Origin of the sequence: Pseudomonas sp. BF-RE-22 (genome assembly GCF_019956155.1) — a bacterium.
GTDB classification, from domain to species: domain Bacteria; phylum Pseudomonadota; class Gammaproteobacteria; order Pseudomonadales; family Pseudomonadaceae; genus Aquipseudomonas; species Aquipseudomonas migulae.
Map to the genome: position 1 here is coordinate 168,212 of NZ_JAHBDD010000055.1, position 24,151 is coordinate 192,362.

The following is a 24,151-nucleotide window of genomic DNA, read 5'->3' on the forward strand; positions in this document are numbered from 1 at the left end:
GATGATGGCGCATTCAGCGTCTGGACTGTGATTGTGAGGCGTGATCGGCGGCAGTAGGTTTGATCAATCTGCTGCCGGAGAAATGACCATGCCCGAGTACAAAGCTCCCCTGCGCGACATGCGCTTTCTGATCGACCACGTCTTCGACTTTCACAGCAACTACGCCGCACTGGGCGCCACGGATGCCAGCCCGGACATGGTCAATGCGATCCTCGAAGAAGGCGCGAAGTTCTGCGAGAACGTGCTCGCACCGCTCAATCGCAGCGGCGACGAAGAGGGCTGCCATTTCGACAACGGCGTGGTGACAACGCCTACAGGCTTCAAGCAAGCCTTCGCACAATACGTCGAAGGTGGCTGGCATGGTCTGGCGGCCGATCCCGCTTATGGCGGCCAGGGCTTGCCGAGTTCCCTGGGGCTGGTCATCAGCGAGATGGTCGGGTCCAGCAACACTTCCTGGGGCATGTACCCGGGCCTGACGCACGGCGCGATGTCGGCGATCCATGCCCATGGCACCGAAGAACAGAAAAACACCTACCTGAGCAAACTCACCGCGGGCCAATGGACCGGCACCATGTGCCTGACCGAAGCCCATTGCGGCACAGACCTGGGCATCATCAAGACCCGTGCCGTGCCAGCAGCCGATGGCAGTTACGCGATCTCCGGCAGCAAGATTTTCATCTCTGCCGGCGAACACGACATGAGCGACAACATCATTCACCTGGTGCTGGCGAAACTGCCGGATGCGCCTGCGGGCACCAAGGGCATTTCGCTGTTCATCGTTCCTAAGTTCCTACCCGATGCCGAAGGAGAGGCGGGGGCGCGCAACGGCGTTTCCTGCGGTTCGATCGAACACAAGATGGGCATCAAGGCTTCGGCCACCTGCGTGCTGAACTTCGACGAGGCCAAGGGCTTTCTGATCGGTGAACCGAACAAGGGCCTGAACTGCATGTTCACCATGATGAACCATGCGCGTCTCGGCACCGGGATGCAGGGTTTGTGTCTGGGGGAAGCGAGTTTTCAGGGCGCGATCAAGTACGCCAATGATCGTTTGCAGATGCGTTCGCTGACCGGCCCGAAAGCACCGGATAAAGTCGCCGACCCGATCATCGTTCATCCTGATGTGCGTCGAATGTTGCTGACCATGAAGGCCTTCAACGAAGGTAATCGCGCGCTGACCTACTTCACCGCGCAACTTCTGGATGCCGCGCACCTGAGCCCGGATGAAGCCGCGCGGCAGGACGCTGAAGACCTGTTGGCGTTCCTGACGCCGATCTGCAAGGCCTTCATGACCGACACCGGGCTGGAAGTGACCAACCACGGCATGCAGGTGTTCGGCGGCCACGGCTTCATTCGTGAGTGGGGCATGGAGCAGTTGGTTCGCGATTGCCGGATCGCACCGATCTACGAAGGCACCAACGGCATTCAGGCGCTGGATTTGCTCGGGCGCAAAGTGCTCGGCAGCCAGGGCAAACTGCTACGCGGTTTTACCAAAATCGTTCACAAGTTCTGCGCGGCGAACGCCGATCATCCGCAACTCGCCAGCTACGTGGCGCAACTCAACGGGTTGAACCAGCAGTGGGGCGAACTGACTACCCAGGTCGGCATGGCCGCGATGAAGAATCCGGACGAAGTGGGCGCCGCGTCGGTGGATTACCTGATGTACAGCGGTTACATCATCCTCGGTTACTTGTGGCTGCGCATGGCGCTGGTGGCTCAGGCGCAACTGGATGCGGGCAGCGGCGATGCCGATTTCTGCCGGGGTAAACTGGCAACCAGCGAGTTTTACTTCAAGCGATTGCTGCCACGCACCGCCGCACATCGCGCGGCTATCGAAGCGGGTAGCGATTGCTTGATGCAACTGCCAGCGGAGTTGTTCTCGGTGTAACGGTTGCGTTTGAAAAGCTTCGCGGGCAAGTCGGATCGCCGCATCGCTCGCTCCTACAGGTCATGCACCAAATCGAAATGGCGCAAACCCTGTAGGAGCGAGGCTTGCCCGCGAAGGTGCTCTGGCAGACACAAAAACGCAATGACCAAAAATTACAAAACGGTCACAGCCTGACCCTATGTGTCGCAAAAGTTGTTGGGTTACACTCGGACCCAACGAAAACACTCTTCCTACGAATCACCTGTAAAGATCCTGCGAGGTTTGCCATGGCTGACTACAAAGCGCCCCTGCGCGATATGCGCTTCGTCCTCAATGAAGTATTCGAGGTCGCCAAGCTCTGGGCCGAGTTGCCTGCACTGGCCGATACCGTCGACGCAGAAACCGTTGAAGCCATTCTTGAAGAGGCCGGCAAGGTCACCAGCAAAAGTATCGCGCCCCTGAGCCGTGCGGCTGACGAAGAAGGTTGCCATTGGGCGGACGGTGCTGTCACCACGCCGGCAGGTTTCCCACAGGCTTATCAGACTTACGCTGAAGGCGGTTGGGTCGGTGTCGGTGGCGATCCGACCTACGGCGGCATGGGGATGCCCAAGGCGGTTTCGGCCCAGGTCGAAGAAATGGTCAACTCCGCGAGCCTGTCGTTCGGTCTGTACCCGATGCTGACCGCCGGTGCTTGCCTGTCGATCAACGCCCACGCCAGCGACGAACTGAAAGCCGCTTACCTGCCGAACATGTACGCCGGCGTCTGGGCCGGTTCCATGTGCCTGACCGAGCCTCACGCCGGTACAGACCTGGGCATCATCCGCACCAAGGCTGAGCCTCAGGCGGACGGTTCCTACAAAGTCAGCGGCACCAAGATTTTCATCACCGGCGGCGAACACGACCTGACCGAGAACATCATTCACCTGGTACTCGCCAAACTGCCGGATGCACCGGCGGGGCCGAAGGGCATTTCGCTGTTCCTGGTGCCGAAGTTCATGGTCAATGCCGATGGCAGCCTGGGTGCACGTAACCCGGCGACCTGCGGTTCGATCGAACACAAGATGGGCATTCAGGCCTCCGCGACTTGCGTGATGAACTTCGACGAAGCCGTGGGTTACCTGGTCGGCGAGCCGAACAAAGGCCTGGCGGCGATGTTCACCATGATGAACTACGAGCGTCTGGGCGTCGGTATCCAGGGCCTGGCCTCTGGTGAGCGCTCTTACCAGAACTCCGTTGAATACGCCCGCGACCGCCTGCAAAGCCGTTCGCCGACCGGCGCGCAGAACAAGGACAAAGTGGCCGACCCGATCATCGTCCACCCGGACGTGCGTCGCATGCTGCTGACCATGAAAGCCTCGAACGAAGGCGGCCGTGCTTTCTCGACTTACGTGGCCATGCAACTGGACACCGCCAAGTTCAGCGAAGATGCGACCACCCGCAAACGCGCGGAAGACCTTGTGGCGCTGCTGACCCCGGTAGCCAAGGCGTTCCTGACTGACCTCGGTCTGGAAACCACCGTTCACGGCCAGCAGGTTTTCGGCGGCCACGGTTACATCCGTGAGTGGGGCCAGGAGCAACTGGTTCGCGACGTGCGCATCACTCAGATCTACGAAGGCACCAACGGCATCCAGGCGCTGGACCTTGTCGGGCGCAAGATCGTTGGCAGCGGCGGGGCGTTCTACAACCTGTTCGCCGACGAGATTCGTCACTTCACCGCGACGGCCAGCGCTGAGCTGGACGAGTTCACCAAGCCGTTGAACGATGCCGTGACCACCCTCGACGAATTGACGGAGTGGTTGCTGGATCGGGCGAAAAACAACCCGAATGAAATCGGCGCGGCTTCGGTCGAGTACCTGCAAACTTTCGGTTACGTGGCTTACGCCTACATGTGGGCACTGATGGCCAAGGCCGCCTTCGGTAAAGAAGCGCAGGACGATTTCTACGCGAGCAAATTGGGTACGGCGCGGTTCTATTTCGCACGCCTGCTGCCGCGTATTCACTCGTTGAGTGCGTCGGTGAAGGCCGGTAGCGAGTCGCTGTTCCTGCTGGACGCGGCGCAGTTCTGACAATGTAACGTCATGTAAGCATTCTCTTACATGACGTGCTGCTTTTCTCCCATAGATGCAAATTGGATCCACGGCTAATCTACTTCACATGGACGTCGCGCAGGAAGCGCAAAGCAACAACACGGACACGTAGGATTCTGCCAGGACGGCGGAGTGAAATGGATGTCAGGGAAACAGTCTGCAAAGCCCCGCTTCGGCGGGGTTTTCTTTTGCCCGCAGAAAAGTAGTCAGCTCATCCCGTCCAGGGTTGTCGGGACGTCATTCGGGCCATTCATCACTTCTTCAAGCAAGGTCCGCAACAACGCCAATGACGCTTGTTGCCGTTGCACATCGCGACACACCAACCCGACTTTCAATGGCACCCGTGGCTCGGTCAGCGGCTTCCAGAGCAGTTCGTCATTGCCCAGCATCTTCTGCGAGCGGCCGGGCAGGACAGTCGCCAACCGGGTGTGCGGCAGGCTGTCGAGAATCCCCGCCATGTTGTTCAGTTCGGCCTGCACTTGCGGGCGTCGCCCCAGGCTGGCCAGTTGCGTCTGCCAGATCTGTCGCACCTGAAACTCTTCACCCAGCAGTAACATCGGCAACTCGGCGGCCTGACTCATGGAGACTTTCTTGAATTCACGCAGCGGATGATCCGCCGGGATGACCAGTGTCAGTTCATCTTCGTACAGCATCACGCCGTGTAGCCCCGGCTGACGGGGCGGCAAGTAACTGATGCCGATGTCCAGCGAACCGTTGAGCAGCCGTCGTTCGATTTCCAGTCCCGTCAGTTCATAGATCTGCACCACCAGGTGCGGCTGCGCCTTGCGCACGCGTTCGAGCATCTGCGGCACCAGGCTGGTGTGGACGGTTTGCAGCACGCCAATGGCCAGGGTGCGCAGCGCTTGTCCCTTGAAGTTGCCCAATGCTTCACGCGCCCGTTGCAGGCCGTCGAGCAAGGGCAGGGCGTGGTTGTACAGCGTGTGTGCGGCCAGGGTCGGCAGCAAGCGTTTACTGCTGCGCTCGAACAGGCTCACATCGAGGTGTTGTTCGAGCTGGCGAATCTGTTGGGAGAGTGCCGGTTGGGAGATTGAAAGCCGCTCGGCGGCCCGGCCCACATGGCCCTCTTCGTAGACCGCGACGAAATAACGCAGTTGTTTAAAATCCATAAGTTTTACTTATTGAAAATGCTGGGAAATCGAAATGGCTCAAGGTCTTGCCTGAGCCTAGTCTAACCGCATTCACAGGGCTTACAGGGCCATAGAACGCGATGACTACCGTTTACGCCGAAGGTGTTTACATAGGTAAGGCAAAACACTTCACACGAGGTGTTTTCGGATGAATTTGTTCAATTTACGACGCAACGCTCCCAGCCTTGATGACCTGAGCGCGGACACTTTCCTGTCGTACAGAAGTGACAATCTTTCCAGTGAGTGCCTGATGCCCAGTGTCGAGCGGCCGAAACAGATTTTTGTGCGCGGTCAGGGCTCCTGGTTGTGGGACAGCGAAGACCGCGCCTATCTGGATTTTTCCCAGGGGGGCGGGGCCAATAGCCTCGGACATAGCCCTTCGGTACTGGTCAACGCGATCACGGCGCAAGCTCAATCGCTGATCAACCCCGGTTTCGGCCTGCACAATCGCGGCATGCTCAACCTCGCCGAGCGGCTCTGCGTCAGCACTGGCAGTGACCAGGCGTACCTGCTCAACAGTGGCAGTGAAGCCTGTGAAGCGGCGATCAAACTGGCGCGCAAGTGGGGCCAGCAACATCGCGGCGGTGCGTCGCGGATCATCGTGGCCAACAACGGTTGCCATGGCCGTAGTCTCGGGACGATCCCGGCGTCGGACAGCTCCAGGCTGACCAACCGCTTCGAGCCGCAACTTCCAGGCTTCAGCCACGTACCGTTCAATGATCTGGCCGCTCTGCACGCCGCCGTTGATGCCCGGACCGTGGCAATCATGCTTGAGCCGATCCAGAACGAAGCCGGGGTCATTCCCGCTACCGAGGATTACCTCAAGGGTGTCGAACGCCTGTGCCGTGAGCTTGGCATCCTGTTGATCTTCGACGAAGTGCAAACCGGTCTTGGTCGACTCGGCACCTTACTCGCGGAACAGTCCTACGGTGTGCGAGCCGATATCGTCGTCCTCGGCAAAGGCCTGGGCGGTGGTGTGCCCTTGGCGGCGCTGCTGGCACGTGGCAAAGCCTGCTGCTTCGACGTCGGCGAGCTGACGGGCACTCACCATGGCAACGCGCTGATGACCGCTGCTGGCCTGGCTGTGCTCGATAGTGTGCAGGACAAGGGCTTTCTCGAGCATGTCAGGGAAACCGGCCAGCACTTGGGCGAAGGCCTGGCACGTCTGGCTCATCGCTATGGGCACGGCGAACTGCGTGGTCAGGGAGTGCTCTGGGGTCTGACTCTGTCCGACGATTCGGCTGACGCCGTAGTCAAAGCAGCGCTGTACGAAGGCTTGCTGCTCGACGCCCCGCAAGCCGATTGCCTGCGATTCACCCCAGCGCTCACGGTCAGCAAATCCAACATCGACGAAATGCTCCTGCGCCTGGCCCGCGCGTTTTCCCGCGTGCGCACCGCACAACTGCAATGCCGCAAAGGGATTGCCGTCTGATCAGAACCGCCCTACACGAATTCCCGAACCGTCTCGCGGTATAACGCATCGCCCCACGTTTGATTCTTTTGACGTGGGGCGTTTTTTTGTCTGCGAACTCATTCGGGCAACGACAGTGGGCCAAGACTCGAACTGAACCCTGACGAACGGCGCAGGTCGATTGGTTGTGTGGCTCACGTGAGCCCACTTCAATTCAGGAGCTGCCCCATGGACTTCATTCGCATCCTCATCGCCATTCTGTTGCCGCCACTGGGCGTGTTTCTGCAAGTCGGTTTCGCTGGCGCGTTCTGGCTGAATATTCTGCTGACGTTGTGCGGATACATTCCGGGGATCGTGCATGCGGTGTACATCATCGCCAAGCGCTAAGGTTCGCAGCGCAAGATAGATCGCATTCGCTGGCAAGCCAGCTCCCACAGAGTTTGTGCACGCTGAAGATCCTGTAGGAGCGTGGCTTGCCCGCGAAGGGAGCGACTCGGTTTCAGCTTTCGAGCGCCATCACCCGTCGATAAAACAACCACTCCTGCTCCAGCGCATGGGCCTGATTGCCGGCCTTGCGGAAGCCGTGACGTTCGTCCGCGTAATAGTGCGCCTGTACCAGAATGCCGTTTTGCTGCAGCGCCTCGACCATGCCGCGGGTCTGTTGCGGCACGACCACAGCGTCCAGTTCGCCCTGAAAGAAAATCACCGGCACGCTGATGTTGCTCGCATGCAGCAGGGGCGTGCGTGCGGCGTAGCGCTCGGCGTCCAGCTCAGGATCGCCAATCAGCCAATCCAGGTAATCGCCTTCGAACTTGTGGGTTGCGCGGCCCAGGGCAACGGGATCGCTGACGCCGTAAAGACTAGCACCAGCGCGAAAGACCTTCTTGAACGCCAATGCACACAGCGTGGTGTAGCCGCCGGCACTGCCACCGCGAATAAACGCCTGGTCGCCATCGATCAATCCGCGCTCGGCGAGATGGGCGACTACCGCGCAGGCATCTTCCACATCCACTTCACCCCAACTCAAATGCAACGCCTGGCGGTAAGCCCGGCCGTAGCCGCTGCTGCCACGGTAGTTGAGGTCGGCCACGGCGAAGCCGCGTTGTGCCCAGTACTGGATGCGCGGATCAAGCATCGGGTAGCACGCCGAAGTCGGACCGCCGTGGATGAATACCACCAGCGGCGGTTTCGCTTCGCCGGTCATCGCCGGGTAGAAGAAGCCGTGAGCCTCGCCCGAACCGCTCGGGTAGCGCAGGGTTTGCGCGATGCTGATCTGATCGGCGGGCAGCGGCGCGATTCCACCGGCCAATACCCTGACGGCTCGGGTCTTGCGGTCGATGGCGATCACGGCTGATGAACTGACCGGCGAAGCGGCGATGCAGTAGATGAATTGTTCATCCAGTGCGAGATGTCGGAATCGGCTGTAGTCCCCGGTGAAATCTTCTGTAGCGTCACCGCCAATGCCCAGTCGGCCGAATCCGCCTTCGGTCCAACTGGCCAGATAGCTGTTTTCACTCAAGGGCAGCCAAGTGCAACCACCCAACTGCCAGGGCGCGGGTCCATGATCCGCCGCAGCGCTGGGCAACGGGCGCAACGCATCGGAAGACTCCGCCCACGGCTGCCAGTAACCGCCGCGATCCGTCAGGCAAAGCAGACGGCCACGGTCATCAAATCGCGGTTGTTGCAACGACTCCTGAATATCTTCACCCGCCAGGCAACGCGTTTGAGCGTAACGGCCATCGCTCTGGCGCTCGGCAACCATCAGGCGCGTCGCGGTCCATGGCTGGTCCGGACGGCTCCATTCGATCCAGGCCAACCGTCGAGCATCGGGGCTCAGTGTCGGCGCGGCATAAAAGTCAGCACCCTCGGCCAACAGATGCCGCGTGCTGTCCGCCAGATCGATGGCCACCAGTCGATGCCGGTCCCGATGTTCTTCAACGGCCAACACTTGCCCATTGGCAAATTGCAGATCGCCGTAGCGGCATTCACCGGACGTCAGCGCTTCGGGCATTTCGCCTTTGAGCGATTGGCGATACAGCTGCTGATCCGCCTCGTTGACGAAAACTACCCCGTCATCTGTCAGACAGAACGCTCCGCCGCCATATTCGTACACCCGACTGCGCACGCTGAAACCCATTGGCGTCAGGCAATGGGCCTGGCCATCACGCCAATGCCAGATTCGACAAGCGGCGTCCTCGGGACGGTACTCGTTCCAGAACAGGCCATGCTGGCCAACCTGCAGTTCGGCAAAGTCGACACCGGCAGCGACCGCTTTGGCGGCGCTGAAGGGTTCAGCTTTTTGCGATGAGTCGTGAGTTTCGTTCATTGCGAAAGGCCAGTTGTTCGATGGTCTGGGTCGCGTGCTCGGCTTCTTCGCGGGCCTTGAGAATCACGCCGTGATGTTCCGACTTGCTGCACACCGGGTCGGCGTTGCTGGCGTCACCGGTGAGCATGAAGGCCTGGCAGCGGCAGCCACCGAAGTCCTTTTCTTTCTCGTCGCACGAGCGGCATGGCTCGGGCATCCAGTCGTAACCGCGAAAGCGGTTGAAGCCAAACGAGTCGTACCAGATGTGCTGCATGCTGTGGTCGCGCACGTTAGGAAACTGCACCGGCATCTGTCGGGCGCCGTGACACGGCAGCGCGGTTCCGTCCGGGGTTACTGTCAGAAAAATACTGCCCCAACCGTTCATGCAGGCTTTCGGGCGTTCTTCGTAGTAGTCCGGCGTGACGAAAATCAGCTTGCACGGATGCCCTTCGGCTTCCAGTTTGGCGCGGTATTCGTTGGTGATGCGTTCGGCCCGGACCAGTTGTTCCTTGGTCGGCAACAGACCGACCCGATTGAGCTGCGCCCAGCCGTAGAACTGGCACGTGGCGAGTTCGACGAAGTCCGCCTCAAGGGCGATGCACAGCTCGATGATCCGGTCGATCTTGTCGATGTTGTGCCGATGGGTGACGAAATTCAGCACCATCGGATAACCATGTGCTTTCACTGCGCGAGCCATTTCCAGCTTCTGCGCGAAGGCCTTTTTCGAGCCGGCCAGCAAGTTGTTCACCTGCTCGTCGCTGGCCTGGAAGCTGATCTGGATATGGTCCAGGCCGGCCTTCTTGAAGTCGCTGATTTTCTGCTCGGTGAGGCCAATGCCGGAGGTGATCAGGTTGGTGTAGAAACCCAACTTGCGCGCCTCGGCAATCAGTTCGGCGAGGTCCTGGCGCACCAGCGGTTCACCGCCGGAAAAGCCCAACTGCGCCGCGCCCATTTCCCGTGCTTCGCGGAACACCTTGATCCACTGTTCGGTGCTCAACTCTTTGCCTTGTTCGGCGAAATCCAGCGGATTGGAGCAGTACGGGCATTGCAACGGGCAGCGGTAGGTCAGCTCGGCCAGCAGCCACAACGGCAGGCCGATTTCCGGTTTGGGCGGTAACTTGTCCGACACGGAATCAGGCAAGTTCGATCCAGTGCTGAGCACGGGCGACCTCCATGAATTGCTCGATGTCATCACCGAGCTCCGGCACGCCGGGGAACTGCTCGTCGAGTTCGGCGATGATCGCCGCGACGTCACGTTCGCCGTCGATCAAACCGCCGATCAGCGCGGCGCTTTCATTCAGTTTGATCATGCCTTCCGGGTACAGCAGCACATGGCCTTTCTGCGCCGGTTCGTACTGGAACCGGTAGCCTGGACGCCAGGTTGGGGTCTTGCTGCGATCAAAACTCATAAGCTGATTCCTTTGTGCCAGACCCGTTGCTCGGTCACGCTGTGATACGGCGGGCGTTTCAGTTCGTAGGCCATGCTCATGGCATCGAGCATGCTCCAAAGAATGTCCAGTTTGAACTGGAGAATTTCCAGCATGCGCTCCTGTCCTTCCCGCGTCGTGTAGTGCTGCAGGGTGATCGCCAGACCGTGTTCCACATCGCGGCGCGCCTGGCCCAGGCGGGTGCGGAAATATTCGTAACCGGCCGGGTCGATCCATGGGTAATGCTGCGGCCAGCTGTCGAGGCGCGACTGGTGGATCTGCGGCGCGAACAGCTCGGTCAATGAGCTGCTGGCGGCTTCCTGCCAATTGGCCCGGCGGGCGAAGTTGACGTAGGCGTCCACGGCGAAACGCACGCCGGGCAACACCAGTTCCTGCGAGCGCAGTTGGTCCGGGTCGAGGCCGACGGCCTGTCCCAGACGCAGCCACGCTTCGATGCCGCCGTCTTCGCCGGGGGCGCCGTCATGGTCGAGCAGGCGTTGAATCCACTCGCGACGGATTTCCCGGTCCGGGCAGTTGGCCAGAATCGCGGCGTCCTTCAGGGGGATGTTCACCTGATAGTAGAAGCGGTTGGCGACCCAGCCCTGGATCTGCTCGCGGGTCGCCCGGCCTTCGTACATCGCCACGTGATAGGGGTGATGGATGTGGTAATAGGCGCCCTTGGCGCGCAGGGCGGCTTCGAATTCGGCGGGGGACAGTGGGGTGTCAGTCATTTCGGTCTCCGGGGAATAACCGGTGGATTCTGTTGTGTCTGTTCGGACGCTTTCGCGGGCAAGCCTCGCTCCTACAGGGATAGCGCTGCCTCTGTAGGAGCGAGGCTTGCCCGCGAAGAGGCCATCCGCTACAACACAATACTCATGCCGTCATACGCCACTTCAACGTCCCGCCGAACCAGCTCGGCGCGCTCCGGCGAATCCTCATCGAGGATCGGGTTGGTGTTGTTGATGTGGATAAGCACCTTGCGCTGCTTGGGCAACTGTTCCAGCACTTCCAGCATACCGCCGGGGCCGTTCTGCGCCAGATGGCCCATTTCCCGACCGGTGCGGGTGCCGACACCACGGCGCTGCATTTCGTCGTCGTCCCACATCGTGCCGTCCACCAGCAGGCAGTCGCTGCCGGCCATGATCTCCAGCAGCGGCGCGTCGACCTTGCCCAGGCCCGGCGCGTAGAACAGCTTGCCGCCGGTGTTCAGGTCTTCAATGATCAACCCGATGTTGTCGCCCGGATGCGGGTCGAAACGGTGCGGCGAATACGGTGGCGCGGCGCTGCGAAGTGGCAGCGGAGTGAAACGCAGATTCGGGCAGGCCGGGATGGTGAAGCTGCAGTCGAGTTCGATGCGGTTCCAGTTCAGCCCGCCGTTCCAGTGGGTCAGCATGGTGAACAGCGGGAAACCGGTGCTCAGGTCTTCATGGACCATGTCGGTGCACCAGACGTTGTGCGGGCAACCCTCGCGCAGGCTGAGCAGGCCGGTGGTGTGGTCGATCTGGCTGTCCATCAGGATGATCGCGCTGATACCGGTATCGCGCAGGGCGCGGCCCGGTTGCATTGGGGTAAAATTCTGGAGCTGGGCGCGGATGTCCGGCGAGGCGTTGCAAAGCACCCAGTTCACGCCGTCATCGGAAATCGCGATGGACGACTGGGTCCGCGCCTTGGCGTTCAGACTCCCGTCGCGAAAACCTGCGCAGTTCACGCAGTTGCAGTTCCACTGGGGGAAACCGCCGCCGGCGGCGGAACCTAGAATCTGGACAAACATGGGTGCTCCATCATTTAAACGCTGAAAATAAAAACGCCTCGGCAAACCGAGGCGCTGAACGGCAGGACAAGCTTAGCGGCTTGCGAAGTACATGGTGACTTCAAAGCCGATACGCAGGTCGGTGTAAGCAGGTTTGGACCAGGACATGGGAGCGCTCCTTCAGGTGATGGGACGGTTGAGATCTATACATATAGTCCACCTCCAGCCGGAGATGTTCAGATAGTTAGGTGGCTATGTTACTCAAAATTACAGAGCGATTGGCCTGCAATCTCGGAAAAAGCTAATTGCACCAGCGGTAATGATCATTTTGCCACTTGCCAAGGCGCCTCCGGTTGCGAACTGCTGGCCAGACCGCGCCAGCCGCCCTCGGCGTTGATCAGGCGTTGTGCGGCGGCGCGCAGGGCAGAACGATCGATGTCCAGAATGGCTTGGGGAAGCTGCGCCAGATAATCCGACGAGTGGCCGGCCAGCTTGCCCTGCCAGAGCAGTTCGGCGGCCTGGACGACGGGCAACGCAGCGATCTGGAATTGATCGGCCAAGGCCTGACGCTGGGCAACGAAGGTCGCCTCGTCGATGCCGTCGATCATTGCGGGCAAGTCGTTCAGAAAGTTTTCCATGTGTTGCAGCAGGTTCAGAGGCGCGACGCTCGGTGATTGCACGCCGAACAAAACGCCCGTCTGCCCATGGACCTGACGCAGCGCACTGAACACCGCATAACCCAGTTGCAACTCCACGCGCAGACGCTGGTAGAACGGTGTCTGACAAATATGCGCGAGCAAACGCCACGCAGCTTCGTCAGAGATTTCCTGCGTGGCCGTCGGACAGAACAGCAACAGCGCGTGTTCGCTGGAACCGGTGTCGAGGGCGGTCCACAGACGCTGCCCGTTGATCGAGGACGGCGACGACGGTTGAGTGTCCGCAATGCCGGGCACGCGACTCAGGGCGAAACCCATCGCTGCTTGAGTCTGTGCCGACAACCCGATTGCCTGGCCTTCCCAGCGCGCCGTCGACCACAGCTGCTGCAAGTCATCAGCGACTGAACTTTGCTCAAGGCAATGATCAGGCAGCGCTTTCAGCAGTTGTTTAATCGGTATCAATGCGGCGCTTTTCGGTTCTTCCTGTGAGAAACCGGCGTCAGGGTTTGTCAGCTCTTTCAGCGCATGTTCGAGGACGGTCGGCATCGACTCTTGCAGCCCCGTCATTTTCAGCAACCATTCATTTCCAGAAGCACTGAAGGAAAAGTCGACGCCCGCCTGACGGGCATCCTCGCGCAGCGGCTGCAGGCGGTTTTCCAGACCCTGCTGATGGCGGGGTTGAGGTCTGGACTCAAGTCGCCAGCGCAGATAAATCGCGCCTTCAGCGGTGTTGTCCGGCAGGGCCTGGCTGAATTGCATCGGCGAGTTTTCGCGACGGCTGCGCGAGCGATCCTGCGCAAATGTCCGCAGGCCACGGTGTTTGCTGGTCTGGCCGCGAATCAGGCCGGCATTTGAGGGGGGCGCCTCGGCGCGCAAGAACGGATTCGGTGTCGGCAGTTGCCATTCACCGCTGAAGTTATCCACAGCGCCGATTTTCTTCAGGATGTCCTTGAGCGCTGCAACGCCTTGCTCGGATAACCCGGTTTCAAGCTGTTCGCTGTCGAGTCGGGCCAGTTGCAGCGCACTGCTGACTTGTTGCTGGCGCTGAAGCACGGCAGCGTACTCGTCACGCAGAAGGGCCCAATCTTGCTGAGCTGCAAAAAAGCCCAGCCAATCCAGGAGCTTCTCGCTCAGGACGCTCGCCGATGCGGTCGTTGTGAATTCAACGTGCAGCACGGCTTGTCCGGCAAATTGATACAGCGGCTTGGCATTCAGATGCTCAGCCAAACCGCATTCGCGCAATACAGTCAGCAGCCCGCCGGGTTTCGCGGCGTTCAACCAATGGCACAGAAACGCCAATGCTTCGGTCGACGCATTGGGCAGTGCTTCGAAGGTAAACAGCAGATCCAGTCGACGCTCGCCAGCCTGTTGATAACTTGCGACTGAAGATTCCATCAGCGGCACAGGAGCCTGTTGCGGGAGGTTTTTTCCCTCGGAAATCACCGCACCGAACTTCAGCGCCATTTGCTTCAACTCTTCGATACTTTGCGGGCCGACCAGGCTCAGCGTCATCTGTCCGGTCTGATAAAACCGCTGATGGAAATCCCGCAGCGCTTGCTGAAACTCCGGTTGCTGCACGGGCAGGCTGTCGCGGTTGCCGGCATGAAAGCCGCGCAACGGATGAGTCGGCGAAAGCCCATCGAACAACGCCAGTTGCTGCTGTGCCGTAGGATCCTGCGACCAGGCGACAAACTCCGCGTGCAGCACTTCCCGTTCCCGCAACTGATCGTCCAGATTCATACGCGGATGAGCGAGCATGTCTGACAGACGCTGCAATCCTTCGTTGAAGACTTGAGGTGGCAACTCGAAAAAGAAGTCGGTGGTGCGCTCGCTGGTCCGCGCATTCACTTGCCCGCCATGACCTTGTACGTAGGCCATCAGCCCTTGTTCCGCAGGAAAACGCTCGGTACCGAGAAACAACAGGTGCTCAAGAAAATGCGCCAGACCTGGCCATGCCAATGGCACGTCATGACTGCCCGCGGCGACCCGCAACGCGGCCGCACAACGCTTCAGATTCGGGGCATGACGCAGCGTTACCCGCAGGCCGTTGGCCAGGGTTTCAGTGTGAGGGCGAGGGGGATTCAGCGCAGGCATGAGCACTTCCAGAACAGGGAAGCGCTAATGCTAGCGGATTACTGGGTGTCAGCGCTTGTTCAGCTCGCCGTAAAGCTCCGGGCGGCGATCGAGGAAGTAACGATTGGCGGTGCGGGAATCGATCATCAACTGGCGATCCAGCTCACCGACAATCAGCGCTTCATCGAGGCCCGCCTGTGCGATGCGGCTACCATCCGGCGCGGCGATGCTGCTCTGGCCGCAGTAGTGGATGTCGCCTTCGTTGCCGCAGTAATTGGCATAAGCCACGTAACACTGGTTTTCGAAGGCGCGGGCGCGGACGGTGACGTCGGCGATGAAGTCGTAAGGAATCATGTTCGCCGTCGGCACCAGAATCAGTTCGGCGCCGGCCAGGGCCAGACGCCGCGCGTTTTCCGGGAACTCCATGTCGTAGCAAATCAGGAAACCGAGCTTCCAGCCGTTGAGCTCCACCAGCGGAAAATCATCCTGGCCGGCGCTGAACATCGAGTGATCGAGGTCGCCGAACAGGTGAGTCTTGCGGTAGTTGCACAGGCGTTCGCCATTGGCGTCGATCAGTTGCACGGCGTTGTAGATCTGCCCGTCTTCGGTACGCTCGGGATAGCCATACAAAATGGCGATCCCCGCTGTCTTGGCAATGCGCGCGATCTGCTGCGCCGATTCACCGTTGTGCACCTCCGCCAGGACACTGACGGCATCGACGCCGATGTTGTAGCCGGTCAGGAACATCTCCGGCAGCACCAGCAAATCGGCGCCTTTGGCCTCCAGCGCCAGTTGATGCAGGCGTTGCAAATTGCCGGCGACGTCCAGAGGCAGCGGTGGACATTGGTAAAGGGCTACGCGCATTTCGAACTCCTTTTACTCGGGCAGGGCGATCGGACCGATCTCGTTGAACACATCTCCTGGACCCGGGTTCTCGGCGTGAGTTTCACCGCCAAAGTGTTTCATGATGCCCCACACCGCATTGAGCGAGGTCTGCACCGCGCCTTCGACCCACGCCGGTGTCCACGAAACGTCGTCGCCAGCGATGAAAATCCCGCGCTGTTCGGCTGGCATATCAGCCTGCATGAAGTGTGCGTACATGCGCTGGTTGTAACGATAATGACCGGGCAATGCGCCTTTGAAGGCGCCAAGGAAATGCGGGTCGGCTTCCCACGACACGGTGATCGGATCGCCGATGATTCGCGCGGCGATGTCGACTTTCGGGTAGATCTTTTTCAGCGCGTTCAACGCCAGTTCGACGCGTTTTTCCACCGGGTGCGGAAGCATTTTCAACGCATCGCTCATCCACGAGTACGACAGGCAAATCACGCCCGGCTTGTCGTCGCCGTTATCGAACAGATAGGTGCCGCGGGTCAGGCGATCGGTGAGGGTCATGCTCATCAGGTCGCGGCCGGTTTCCGGATCCTTGTCCTTCCAGAACGGGCGGTCGACCATCACGAAGGTTTTGGAAGATTGCATGTAACGGGTGCGGTCGAGGGCCATCCACATCTTTTGCGAGAACAGGGTTTCGTCGCACTCGATCTGGGTGGTCAGCAGCCAGCTCTGGCAGGTGGTCAGCACTGCCGCGTACTCGCGGGTATCGCCGTTGTTATCGGTGACCGCAAAGCGACCGTCCGCGGCGTGAGCGATTTTTTTGACCCCGGAGCGTGGAGCGCCTCTGTGCAGCGACTTGAGGCTGGTGCCTTCGGGCCAGTGCACGCAACGTTCCGGCGCATGGCGCCAGATGCCTTGCGGTACTTGTTCGACGCCGCCGACGACCAGGTGTTGGTGATCGTCGCAGTTAGTCATCACTACGCGGAAGATTTCCAGCATCGAGTTCGGGAAGTCCGAGTCCCAGCCGCCAGTGCCGAAACCAACCTGGCCGAATACTTCGCGATGATGGAACGACAGCTTGGCGAAGGCTTCGGAGGTGGCGACAAAGTCGTAGAAGGTGCGGTCGTCCCACAGCGGAACCAGGGTGTTCCACAACTCTTTGAGGCGTGGCACGTCACGGTCGCGGATCGCTTGCTGGATATCGGAGAACTGTGAGCCGGCTTCCAGTGCGTCCGCCCACGCGTCAGCCACTTCCTGGAACAGTGCCGGAAGATCCGCCAGTTTCTGTGCGTAATGGGTTTTGCCTTCCAGGTCGATGACGGTGCTGCCAGAGGCAGGGGTCAGCGGATTGGGAAAGGGTTTGGTCTGGAGGCCGAGCTTGTCGACGTAGTGGTAAAACGCGGTGGACGACACCGGGAAGCGCATGCCGCCCAGTTCAGCGACGATGCCATCGGTCCCGTTGAACGCCTGCGAGCGCAGACGGCCGCCCAATTTAGAGGCTTCATAGACGACGGGCTTGAGGCCCAGTTTCATCAGTTCGTAGGCCGCGACCAAACCGGCGATACCGGCGCCGACAATCGCTACTTCGGCGCCGTGGTTGTGCGCAGGAATGCTGCCGAGGCCGGCCGGGTGTTCGATCCAGTCGTCGAAGGCGAAAGGAAAGTCCGGGCCAAAAATGGTGACTGGTTTTTTACCGTCTGCAGGATGGCGATTGTTCTTGTTCATGGCTGACCTTGCTGGCGACCGGACGCGGGGTGCGCGTCTGAGTATAGGAAAAGATGGCAGCCATTCTAGAGAGCGTAGAACACGTTAATAAGACGCAATGTGTCGTCGTTTTGCTAATTAATTGAGCAAAATGACGAGCTATTGCTACACACCGTCCAGTGTGGGAGCGAGCCTGCTCGCGATGACGGTGTGTCAGTCGACATTGATAGTGATGGGTAAATCGATTCGCCGGCAAGCCAGTCTCGCTCCCACCTTGGCCGGCGTTAAACCGGCTGGCCGCGATCTATCTTGCTGCTGAGAATGATCGACGTGGTCGTCTTCTCCACCCCGTCCACACTGCCGATCTGATCCAGCAACTGATCCAGTTGCTCCGGCGAATCAGTGCGCAGCCACGCCACATAATCAAATTCGCCACTCACTGCACACAACTGCTGAACCTGAGCCATCGCACTCAACCGCCGCAACACCTCCTTGCCAGAGCGCGGTTGCACCGTGATCCCGACGTACGCCTGCAATCCGCCGTCCACCACACGCTGGCCCAAGCGCACGCCGTAACCGGTGATGACCCTGGCCTTTTCCAGCCGCGACAGCCGCGACGTTACGGTGGTGCGGGCGATGCCCAATTGCCGGGCGAGCATGGCCACGCTTTCGCGGGCATTGATTTGCAGGGCCGCGATCAATTGGCGGTCGATTTCGTCAAGAACGGGCGGGCGAGTGTCAGGCAATGGTCGTCTCCAGCAACACAAATCAGTGGGTCAGCATGTTACAGCACCGCTCGCATACCGGATGTTTGATCTAGCCTCAGTACCGTTCATGCCATTTTTGCCTGCGACAATTTGCCATAAGTAACTAGGTAGTACATTATTCCGCGCTTGTCACAAATGGGGAAAATTACCGACATGAATAATTCTGGGGCTGCCGGCGGCGGCAAATGGTTGCTGTCGGGGCTGGGTGTCCTGATTGCGTTGATCGGACTCGGCCTGGCCGGTGGCGGCGGTTATCTGGTCTCGCTGGGCGGTAGCTGGTATTTCCTGCTGATGGGCCTGGCGATGCTGGTGTCCGGGCTGATGATCGCCCGTCGCAAGCCGCAAGGTGCGTGGCTGTATGGCGTGGCGCTGATGCTTACCGCGATCTGGGCCGTATGGGACACCGGTTTCGAATACTGGCCACTGGTCTCGCGCGTGCTGACCTTCGCCGTGATCGGCGTGGTCGTTGCGCTGATCTATCCGACGCTGGTCCGTGCTTCAGGCGCGACTGCCGGCCGTGGCGCTTATGGCCTCGCCGGTATTCTGGGCGTCGGCGTTGTCGCAACGATGGCCTACATGTTCGTGCCGACCCATGTGGTCAAGGCCAGCATTGAACCGGCTGTTACGCCGGTCGCTCCGGGTACCGAGCAGAAAGACTGGGCCCATTGGGGCAACACCACCGCTGGCAACCGCTTTGCTGCGCTGGACCAGATCAACAAAGGCAACATCGACAAGTTGCAGGTGGCGTGGACCTTCCGCACCGGCGACATCCCGCAAAGCACCGGCGCTGGTGCTGAAGACCAGAACACCCCGCTGCAAATCGGCGACACGGTCTACACCTGCACCGCTTACGGCAAAGTCTTCGCGCTGGACGTCGACACAGGCGCCCAACGCTGGAAGTTCGACCCGCAAGGTACTGCGCCAAACTGGCAGCGTTGCCGTGGCCTGGGTTATTCCGAGACGCCAGTGTCTTCGGATAACCAGCCCACTGCCTGTACGAAACGTCTGTTTCTGCCGACCGGCGATGCCCGTCTGATCGCGATCAATGCCGAGACCGGCAAGCCGTGTGAAGAGTTTGGCAACAAAGGCACGGTCGATCTGACCACCGACATGGGTGAAGTGAAGCCCGGTTACTACCAGCAAACCTCGACCCCGCTGGTCGCAGGTGACGTGGTGATCGTCGGTGGCCGTGTGGCCGATAACTACTCCATCGGCGAACCGCCAGGCGTGGTCCGCGCTTACGATGTACGCAGCGGTGAACTGGTGTGGGCGTGGGATCCGGGCAATCCGAACACCACCAAACGTCCACCGGCTGGTGAGACCTATACACGCGGCACACCAAACGTCTGGTCGGCCATGTCCTACGACGCCAGACTCGGTCTGGTCTACTTGCCCACCGGCAACGCCACGCCAGACTTCTTCGGTGGCCAACGCACGGCATTCGATGACAAGTGGAGTTCGTCCATCGTCGCCATCGACGTGAAGACCGGTCAGGTGCGCTGGCACTTCCAGACCACCCATCACGACCTGTGGGACTTTGACCTGCCGGCCCAACCGTTGTTGTACGACGTGCCGGACAACAAGGGCGGCCTGCAGCCAGCCTTGGCGCAAGTCACCAAACAAGGCGAGATCTTCCTGCTCAACCGCGAAACCGGCGTGCCGATCGCGCGCGTCGAAGAGCGCCCGGTTCCGCAAGGTAGTGTGCCTGGCGAACGCTATTCGCCCACCCAGCCGTTCTCGGTGGACATGCCGTCCATCGGCAACAAGACCCTGACCGAAGCCGACATGTGGGGCGCCACGCCGTTTGACCAGTTGATGTGCCGCATCCAGTTCAAAGGCATGCGCCACGAAGGCGTCTACACCCCGCCGGGCATGGACCGCGCGCTGCAATTCCCGGGTTCGTTGGGCGGTATGAACTGGGGCAGCGTCTCGGTAGATCCAAACACGAACTACATGTTCGTCAACGACATGCGCCTGGGCCTCGCCAACTACATGATCCCGCGCAACAAGATCGCCGCCGGGGCCAGCGGTATCGAAATGGGCGTCGTGCCACAGGAAGGCACACCGTTCGGGGCGATGCGCGAACGCTTCCTCTCGGCGGTGGGCATTCCGTGCCAGAAGCCGCCGTTTGGCACGATGTCCGCCATCGACCTCAAGACCCACAAACTGATGTGGCAAGTCCCGGTCGGCACCGTGCAAGACACCGGTCCGCTGGGCATCCGCATGCATTTGCAGATTCCGATTGGCATGCCGACCCTCGGTGCTTCCCTGGCCACCCAGTCCGGCCTGCTGTTCTTCGCCGGTACCCAGGATTTCTACCTGCGGGCGTTCGATACGGGTAACGGGAATGAGATCTGGAAGTCGCGTTTGCCAGTGGGTAGCCAGTCGGGTCCGATGACTTACGTTTCGCCGAAAACCGGAAAGCAGTACATCCTGCTGACGGTGGGCGGTGCGCGTCAGTCAACGGATCGTGGGGATTACGTGATTGCGTATGCCTTGCCTGAGTAAAGGCTGAATCGCACGTACGAAAAAGCCGCGCGATTGCGCGGCTTTTTCATTTTTGAAATTACTCCGTTATCTGCCAGAACGGGTCTTGGTGCCACTCCTGTGGAAATCCCATTGCTCGCTGATTCAGACTGGGAAATTCCTGCATCAGCTCTAGTAAACGGCGATCCCAATGGGTGTGTGGGCTCACTTGGTGCATCAAGTGTTTAAGGATGCACAAAACCGAAAAAATTCGCGGATGCTGTCCCTGCTGAAGTAATGCCTGTGGCCATTGAAAACTGGTTTTCTTAGGCAGTTCCGGTCGTATCCCCAGCTCCCGATTCCACAGCCGCGCGTGATGGGCGCAAATGTTGCGAATGGTGGTCAGGGTATGCAGCCACGATTGCAGCAGAGGTGCAGGTAATGCAAGGTACTTGGCGATAACTTTCTTGTCTGCATCGCGGGCAAGTCCCTTGTACAGGTGAGAAAGATCTCCCAGGGTCAGCTCTTCCAGCATGGCCCATCCGGGCATCAGTGACGGCTGGTCGTACGTTACCGGATAGTGCCGGGCATAGCTTTCTTTCGCACGTTGCCGCTTAAGGTGATCTTTACGCCGGGTATCGGTTTGCAGGCGGTCTATCCGTTGGCATTCCTTTTCGTAATCGCGTTTGGCGGTGTTTTGCTTGGTGCGTATGGTCTCCATCAATCGGGCGTGGTCATAGGTGTGCTGAAATAGCCGGACTTCCATGTACCAATGCCCGCCGTGAGTGGGGCCCATGTGGTTGCTGATCAATGAACGAACGGCAACTTCGACACGCTCGATGGCATCCATTGCAAGTAGGCGCAGCCTGCGGTCGAACTCATAGAGCGTGGTCAGTTCACGAAATTCGGAACCCTTGCGGAAAGGGTGATCTTGATCGTCTGCATGCTGAAACGTACGCATGTAAGGTGTGAGGCGGAAGAAGCTGACAGCTTGCAGGAAGTACCGTGCTCGAGCCTCATCCTGGATTTGCAGGCCACGCTGCTTGAGCAGTTCGATTTGGGCAGTGATGTCGATCACCGGTTTACCAAAGACTCTCATGCCCTAAAAACTCCGGGCAAAAAAAACCCGCTCAATTTGTGCTTGGCTGCTGACGCAACTATAGGCATGGCGGGTGTGTTGCGGCGAAGACTAGGTAGAACCGCTTCGCTTTGCAAGTTTTTTGCTGAAAGGTCGATAAGCGGATAGGCCAGGTTTTGCATGAGGAATCTCGCTGTTTTTGTTGACGAGGAACCTTGTCTTTTTCAGGTTTTGAGACTGATTGTACTGGCTGTAAACACTGACCCGAGCTCGATAGGCCGCGTAACAGGGCCTATAAGAATAGAGCTTCAACAACTTGGGAATCTTCCTACTTCGCTCGACAGAATGGACACTAACAGTCAGTCGAATTCGAAGAGTGCGGGGCAATGGAAATGACAACGAAGATGTCTCCCGCTATACGGGATCACGCATTACAGATCGCCCATCACGAAATGGGCCACTACGTCGTGGCCCGCGCATTGGGGTTTGCAACCGGCGGCGTGACTCTGTCCGTGACCATGGACTTACGGCATCAAGGAGGCGCTGCCATTACCCTGGCGCGCCCGATTTCATCGATGGACGCAATGAAAGCGCACGTGGAAGCCCGAATAATGGTCCTGATGGCTGGCGCCATGGGGCAGACATTGTCTTCGACACATCGGTCCGGGAATCGCGTAGACAAGACGAAAGCCGTCACCATCCTGAAAGGTGCGCTGGGGGCGGAGCAGGATTACGCAAAAGTAAAAGAGCTTCAGCATTTGCTGCGCAACATCACCTGTCCCGATACGGACCCTGCGTCATCTGACCGTATTGCGGCTGAGCTTCAAGCGATGACTGATCGCATGTGGGGCCGGACTCAAGCAATCGTCGAGGACCTGGCGGACACGATTACCGAATTGGGGCGCGTGTTGGTTGACGCCATGGTCATCGTGGAGCAGTGGGGCAGGGCGGCGGATACGTATGAGGTGGTGTTTACGCGTGAGATGCTTGAGCGGTTGCGGCCAGTGCAGGCCATTCCAGCGTTGGGTGTTTGGGCGTAAGACAACGCGCCACCGATCATCCTGTGAAAGCCCCGAATTCTCGGGGCTCATTCCACGGCCCATCGGCCGTTATTTTTTGGACTTCGTATCGGTGCGATCAGGTCCACGCTCCAGCACCTTCATCACATCATCGACCACGGCTTTGCTCATCGACGTGAGGTAATGCGCTGCCCAGGCGTGGCGGTCGGTGTCTTTGGCGTAGGCGGCGTCCATGGTCAGCTCCTTGGCGAGGTACAACAGATTTGAGGCCTGAGCTAGAGCATCGGCGAGGGGAACGCCACTACTGACATGGAACAGCGGTTGGTTTGAGCAGTAGATGAAGGGTGTGAGGCCGATGGTTTTCAGTTCTGAGGGGTGGAGCGGATTTGTTTGGGGCATGGTTTACTCCAGGGTTCCAGGAGCTGCCATTTTTCGTTACCACACGAAAAGGTGGCAGCTGTACGCAGGGTGGTAAACCGGGAACCAAGGAAACCGGCACGCCCGAGGGCGTCCCACGCACAGCCGCCATATCAAGAATTCAGGCCTGAAAACTACCTTCGTTCGTAATGCGTGCATTAGTGCGCTGGTTTCGCCGGGTTACCACACCCGATCACTGCATTTGCAGCGACGTCCGGAGACTATCCCGTCGAAGAACAGCGCAACAAGGCATCAAAGTGCCCACAAAACACGATTCGGAGTTTGCCTACAAGGTCTGCGGACGTCATCCGATATTGCGCCACCTGAAGTAAACAAAACCAAACGCCAGAAGCCGAACACCCGCATCCCGCTCGAAACCGCCCTTAACAATTGCATTGGCAACCAAGGTGGCCGCACGGCCGCTAATGCCTAAAGTTATTCCCTTGAGATCATATTCCTTGGGTGGCATATTGGTATGGGTTGGGAAATTGAATACACCGATGAATTTGAAGGCTGGTGGGAGAGTTTGGACGCGAAAGAGCAGTCATCGGTGTCAGCCAGCGTCGATCTGCTTGGGTTACTCGGCCCGGGCCTGCGTTTCCCACATAGCAGCGACATTAAAGGTTCACGACTGGGCAACCTCCGAGAGTTGCGGGTCCAGCATGCAGGACGTCCCATTCGCGTGCTTTATGCGTTTGATCCACGCCGATGCGCGTTACTTTTAATCGGAGGGGATAAAACCGGGCAAAACCGTTGGTATGACGAGCATGTCCCGCTGGCTGAAAAACTGTATGACGACCATTTGGAAACATTGCGTAAAGAGGGCCGCAACGATGGCTAAAAAATTTGCTGAACTTCAAGCCCGTATGACGCCAGAGTCTCGCGCAAACGCAGAGCGGTTATTCCAGCAGCACCTGAAAGAAATGCCTCTGCACGAGCTGCGTAAGGCCCAGGAGTTGAGCCAGGAAACACTGGCCAAGATGCTGCATGTCAATCAGGCGGCGATTTCCAGGATGGAACGACGTACAGACATGTACATCAGCACGCTGCGCAACTACATACGCGCAATGGGTGGCGAGCTGGAAATCATCGCGACCTTTCCTGAGGGACAGGTAAAGATCGAAAATTTTGCGAACTGAGCGAAT

General features: G+C 59.3%; 21 protein-coding genes. 8 read left to right on the top strand and 13 right to left on the bottom strand.

The genetic code is table 11. The features are described from left to right. The first annotated feature begins 88 nt into the window (after positions 1-88). On the top strand, positions 89-1,885 hold the full coding sequence (locus KGA82_RS23380) for an acyl-CoA dehydrogenase C-terminal domain-containing protein (protein WP_223452625.1): 1,797 nt from the start codon (positions 89-91) through the stop codon (positions 1,883-1,885). A gap of 266 nt (positions 1,886-2,151) precedes the next feature. Continuing rightward, the gene (locus tag KGA82_RS23385) at positions 2,152-3,930 is read left to right on the top strand and encodes an acyl-CoA dehydrogenase C-terminal domain-containing protein (protein WP_223452626.1); all 1,779 of its coding nucleotides are present in this window, start codon (positions 2,152-2,154) and stop codon (positions 3,928-3,930) included. 227 nt (positions 3,931-4,157) lie between these two features. On the opposite strand, the gene KGA82_RS23390 is transcribed toward KGA82_RS23385, so the two are convergent. Next, positions 4,158-5,078 carry a LysR family transcriptional regulator gene (locus KGA82_RS23390; protein ID WP_223452627.1) on the bottom strand — a complete coding sequence of 307 codons (921 nt, stop codon included), beginning with the start codon at positions 5,076-5,078 and terminating at the stop codon, positions 4,158-4,160. Between the two features lie 169 nt (positions 5,079-5,247). On the opposite strand from KGA82_RS23390, the gene KGA82_RS23395 reads away from it, so the two are divergent. Both KGA82_RS23395 and KGA82_RS23400 read left to right on the top strand, forming a co-directional pair. Next, positions 5,248-6,531, top strand: coding sequence for an aspartate aminotransferase family protein (locus KGA82_RS23395; protein WP_223452628.1), 1,284 nt, complete (start codon positions 5,248-5,250; stop codon positions 6,529-6,531). 207 nt (positions 6,532-6,738) lie between these two features. Continuing rightward, on the top strand, positions 6,739-6,897 hold the full coding sequence (locus KGA82_RS23400; protein WP_207284819.1) for a YqaE/Pmp3 family membrane protein: 159 nt from the start codon (positions 6,739-6,741) through the stop codon (positions 6,895-6,897). A gap of 112 nt (positions 6,898-7,009) precedes the next feature. On the opposite strand, the gene KGA82_RS23405 is transcribed toward KGA82_RS23400, so the two are convergent. The 10 genes from KGA82_RS23405 to KGA82_RS23450 form a co-directional block, all read right to left on the bottom strand. Further along, positions 7,010-8,836: a S9 family peptidase gene (locus KGA82_RS23405; RefSeq protein ID WP_223452629.1), complete on the bottom strand. Its 1,827-nt coding sequence runs from the start codon at positions 8,834-8,836 to the stop codon at positions 7,010-7,012. Next, on the bottom strand, positions 8,802-9,977 hold the full coding sequence (gene pqqE / locus KGA82_RS23410) for a pyrroloquinoline quinone biosynthesis protein PqqE (protein ID WP_008024195.1): 1,176 nt from the start codon (positions 9,975-9,977) through the stop codon (positions 8,802-8,804). The genes KGA82_RS23405 and pqqE overlap by 35 nt, the downstream gene beginning before the upstream one ends. Further along, positions 9,949-10,224, bottom strand: a complete 276-nt coding sequence (gene pqqD / locus KGA82_RS23415) for a pyrroloquinoline quinone biosynthesis peptide chaperone PqqD (RefSeq protein ID WP_223436265.1) — start codon at positions 10,222-10,224, stop codon at positions 9,949-9,951. The genes pqqE and pqqD overlap by 29 nt, the downstream gene beginning before the upstream one ends. Further along, positions 10,221-10,973, bottom strand: a complete 753-nt coding sequence (gene pqqC / locus KGA82_RS23420) for a pyrroloquinoline-quinone synthase PqqC (protein WP_223452630.1) — start codon at positions 10,971-10,973, stop codon at positions 10,221-10,223. Before pqqC ends, pqqD begins: the two co-directional genes overlap by 4 nt. 128 nt (positions 10,974-11,101) lie before the next feature. Next, the gene (pqqB, locus tag KGA82_RS23425) at positions 11,102-12,013 is read right to left on the bottom strand and encodes a pyrroloquinoline quinone biosynthesis protein PqqB (RefSeq protein ID WP_223452631.1); all 912 of its coding nucleotides are present in this window, start codon (positions 12,011-12,013) and stop codon (positions 11,102-11,104) included. A gap of 72 nt (positions 12,014-12,085) precedes the next feature. Beyond that, on the bottom strand, positions 12,086-12,160 hold the full coding sequence (gene pqqA, locus KGA82_RS23430) for a pyrroloquinoline quinone precursor peptide PqqA (RefSeq protein WP_009045898.1): 75 nt from the start codon (positions 12,158-12,160) through the stop codon (positions 12,086-12,088). A gap of 155 nt (positions 12,161-12,315) precedes the next feature. Next, positions 12,316-14,742: a pyrroloquinoline quinone biosynthesis protein PqqF gene (gene pqqF / locus KGA82_RS23435; protein WP_223452632.1), complete on the bottom strand. Its 2,427-nt coding sequence runs from the start codon at positions 14,740-14,742 to the stop codon at positions 12,316-12,318. Positions 14,743-14,790: 48 nt separating this feature from the next. Next, complete coding sequence (locus KGA82_RS23440; protein ID WP_223452633.1) at positions 14,791-15,585, bottom strand: carbon-nitrogen hydrolase family protein; 795 nt, start codon at positions 15,583-15,585, stop codon at positions 14,791-14,793. Positions 15,586-15,597: 12 nt separating this feature from the next. After that, complete coding sequence (locus KGA82_RS23445; RefSeq protein WP_207284813.1) at positions 15,598-17,280, bottom strand: flavin monoamine oxidase family protein; 1,683 nt, start codon at positions 17,278-17,280, stop codon at positions 15,598-15,600. A gap of 263 nt (positions 17,281-17,543) precedes the next feature. Beyond that, a complete protein-coding gene (locus KGA82_RS23450) occupies positions 17,544-18,005 on the bottom strand; it encodes an Lrp/AsnC family transcriptional regulator (RefSeq protein WP_008027020.1) in 462 nt (153 codons plus the stop codon). 174 nt (positions 18,006-18,179) lie between these two features. Between KGA82_RS23450 and KGA82_RS23455 the strand changes: the two genes are divergently transcribed. Further along, a complete protein-coding gene (locus tag KGA82_RS23455; RefSeq protein ID WP_223452634.1) occupies positions 18,180-20,534 on the top strand; it encodes a glucose/quinate/shikimate family membrane-bound PQQ-dependent dehydrogenase in 2,355 nt (784 codons plus the stop codon). Positions 20,535-20,592: 58 nt separating this feature from the next. Here the strand turns inward: KGA82_RS23455 and KGA82_RS23460 are convergent, their stop codons facing one another. Next, positions 20,593-21,591 (bottom strand): Abi family protein, encoded by a 999-nt coding sequence (locus KGA82_RS23460; protein ID WP_223452635.1) that lies wholly within the window; start codon positions 21,589-21,591, stop codon positions 20,593-20,595. Between the two features lie 371 nt (positions 21,592-21,962). Here KGA82_RS23460 and KGA82_RS23465 point away from each other — a divergent pair, with 371 nt between their 5' ends. Further along, positions 21,963-22,610 carry a peptidase M41 gene (locus tag KGA82_RS23465; protein WP_223452654.1) on the top strand — a complete coding sequence of 216 codons (648 nt, stop codon included), beginning with the start codon at positions 21,963-21,965 and terminating at the stop codon, positions 22,608-22,610. 69 nt (positions 22,611-22,679) lie between these two features. On the opposite strand, the gene KGA82_RS23470 is transcribed toward KGA82_RS23465, so the two are convergent. Further along, positions 22,680-22,988 carry a DUF3077 domain-containing protein gene (locus KGA82_RS23470; protein ID WP_223452636.1) on the bottom strand — a complete coding sequence of 103 codons (309 nt, stop codon included), beginning with the start codon at positions 22,986-22,988 and terminating at the stop codon, positions 22,680-22,682. A 493-nt stretch (positions 22,989-23,481) separates the two neighbouring features. Here KGA82_RS23470 and KGA82_RS23475 point away from each other — a divergent pair, with 493 nt between their 5' ends. Continuing rightward, positions 23,482-23,847, top strand: coding sequence for a type II toxin-antitoxin system RelE/ParE family toxin (locus KGA82_RS23475; protein ID WP_223452637.1), 366 nt, complete (start codon positions 23,482-23,484; stop codon positions 23,845-23,847). Continuing rightward, positions 23,840-24,145, top strand: a complete 306-nt coding sequence (locus KGA82_RS23480; RefSeq protein WP_008027032.1) for a helix-turn-helix domain-containing protein — start codon at positions 23,840-23,842, stop codon at positions 24,143-24,145. Before KGA82_RS23475 ends, KGA82_RS23480 begins: the two co-directional genes overlap by 8 nt. Positions 24,146-24,151: the final 6 nt, after the last annotated feature.

Excerpts from the sequence above, each read along its gene's own strand:
- KGA82_RS23385 (WP_223452626.1), top strand. The coding sequence starts at position 2,152 with ATGGCTGACTACAAAGCGCCCCTGCGCGATATGCGCTTCGTCCTCAAT.
- pqqB (WP_223452631.1), bottom strand. The coding sequence starts at position 12,013 with ATGTTTGTCCAGATTCTAGGTTCCGCCGCCGGCGGCGGTTTCCCCCAG.
- KGA82_RS23460 (WP_223452635.1), bottom strand. The coding sequence starts at position 21,591 with ATGAGAGTCTTTGGTAAACCGGTGATCGACATCACTGCCCAAATCGAA.
- KGA82_RS23455 (WP_223452634.1), top strand. The coding sequence starts at position 18,180 with ATGAATAATTCTGGGGCTGCCGGCGGCGGCAAATGGTTGCTGTCGGGG.
- KGA82_RS23395 (WP_223452628.1), top strand. The coding sequence starts at position 5,248 with ATGAATTTGTTCAATTTACGACGCAACGCTCCCAGCCTTGATGACCTG.
- KGA82_RS23465 (WP_223452654.1), top strand. The coding sequence starts at position 21,963 with ATGACAACGAAGATGTCTCCCGCTATACGGGATCACGCATTACAGATC.
- KGA82_RS23475 (WP_223452637.1), top strand. The coding sequence starts at position 23,482 with ATGGGTTGGGAAATTGAATACACCGATGAATTTGAAGGCTGGTGGGAG.
- pqqD (WP_223436265.1), bottom strand. The coding sequence starts at position 10,224 with ATGAGTTTTGATCGCAGCAAGACCCCAACCTGGCGTCCAGGCTACCGG.
- KGA82_RS23445 (WP_207284813.1), bottom strand. The coding sequence starts at position 17,280 with ATGAACAAGAACAATCGCCATCCTGCAGACGGTAAAAAACCAGTCACC.
- KGA82_RS23390 (WP_223452627.1), bottom strand. The coding sequence starts at position 5,078 with ATGGATTTTAAACAACTGCGTTATTTCGTCGCGGTCTACGAAGAGGGC.
- pqqF (WP_223452632.1), bottom strand. The coding sequence starts at position 14,742 with ATGCCTGCGCTGAATCCCCCTCGCCCTCACACTGAAACCCTGGCCAAC.
- pqqC (WP_223452630.1), bottom strand. The coding sequence starts at position 10,973 with ATGACTGACACCCCACTGTCCCCCGCCGAATTCGAAGCCGCCCTGCGC.
- KGA82_RS23405 (WP_223452629.1), bottom strand. The coding sequence starts at position 8,836 with ATGAACGAAACTCACGACTCATCGCAAAAAGCTGAACCCTTCAGCGCC.
- KGA82_RS23470 (WP_223452636.1), bottom strand. The coding sequence starts at position 22,988 with ATGCCCCAAACAAATCCGCTCCACCCCTCAGAACTGAAAACCATCGGC.
- KGA82_RS23480 (WP_008027032.1), top strand. The coding sequence starts at position 23,840 with ATGGCTAAAAAATTTGCTGAACTTCAAGCCCGTATGACGCCAGAGTCT.
- KGA82_RS23400 (WP_207284819.1), top strand. The coding sequence starts at position 6,739 with ATGGACTTCATTCGCATCCTCATCGCCATTCTGTTGCCGCCACTGGGC.
- KGA82_RS23440 (WP_223452633.1), bottom strand. The coding sequence starts at position 15,585 with ATGCGCGTAGCCCTTTACCAATGTCCACCGCTGCCTCTGGACGTCGCC.
- KGA82_RS23380 (WP_223452625.1), top strand. The coding sequence starts at position 89 with ATGCCCGAGTACAAAGCTCCCCTGCGCGACATGCGCTTTCTGATCGAC.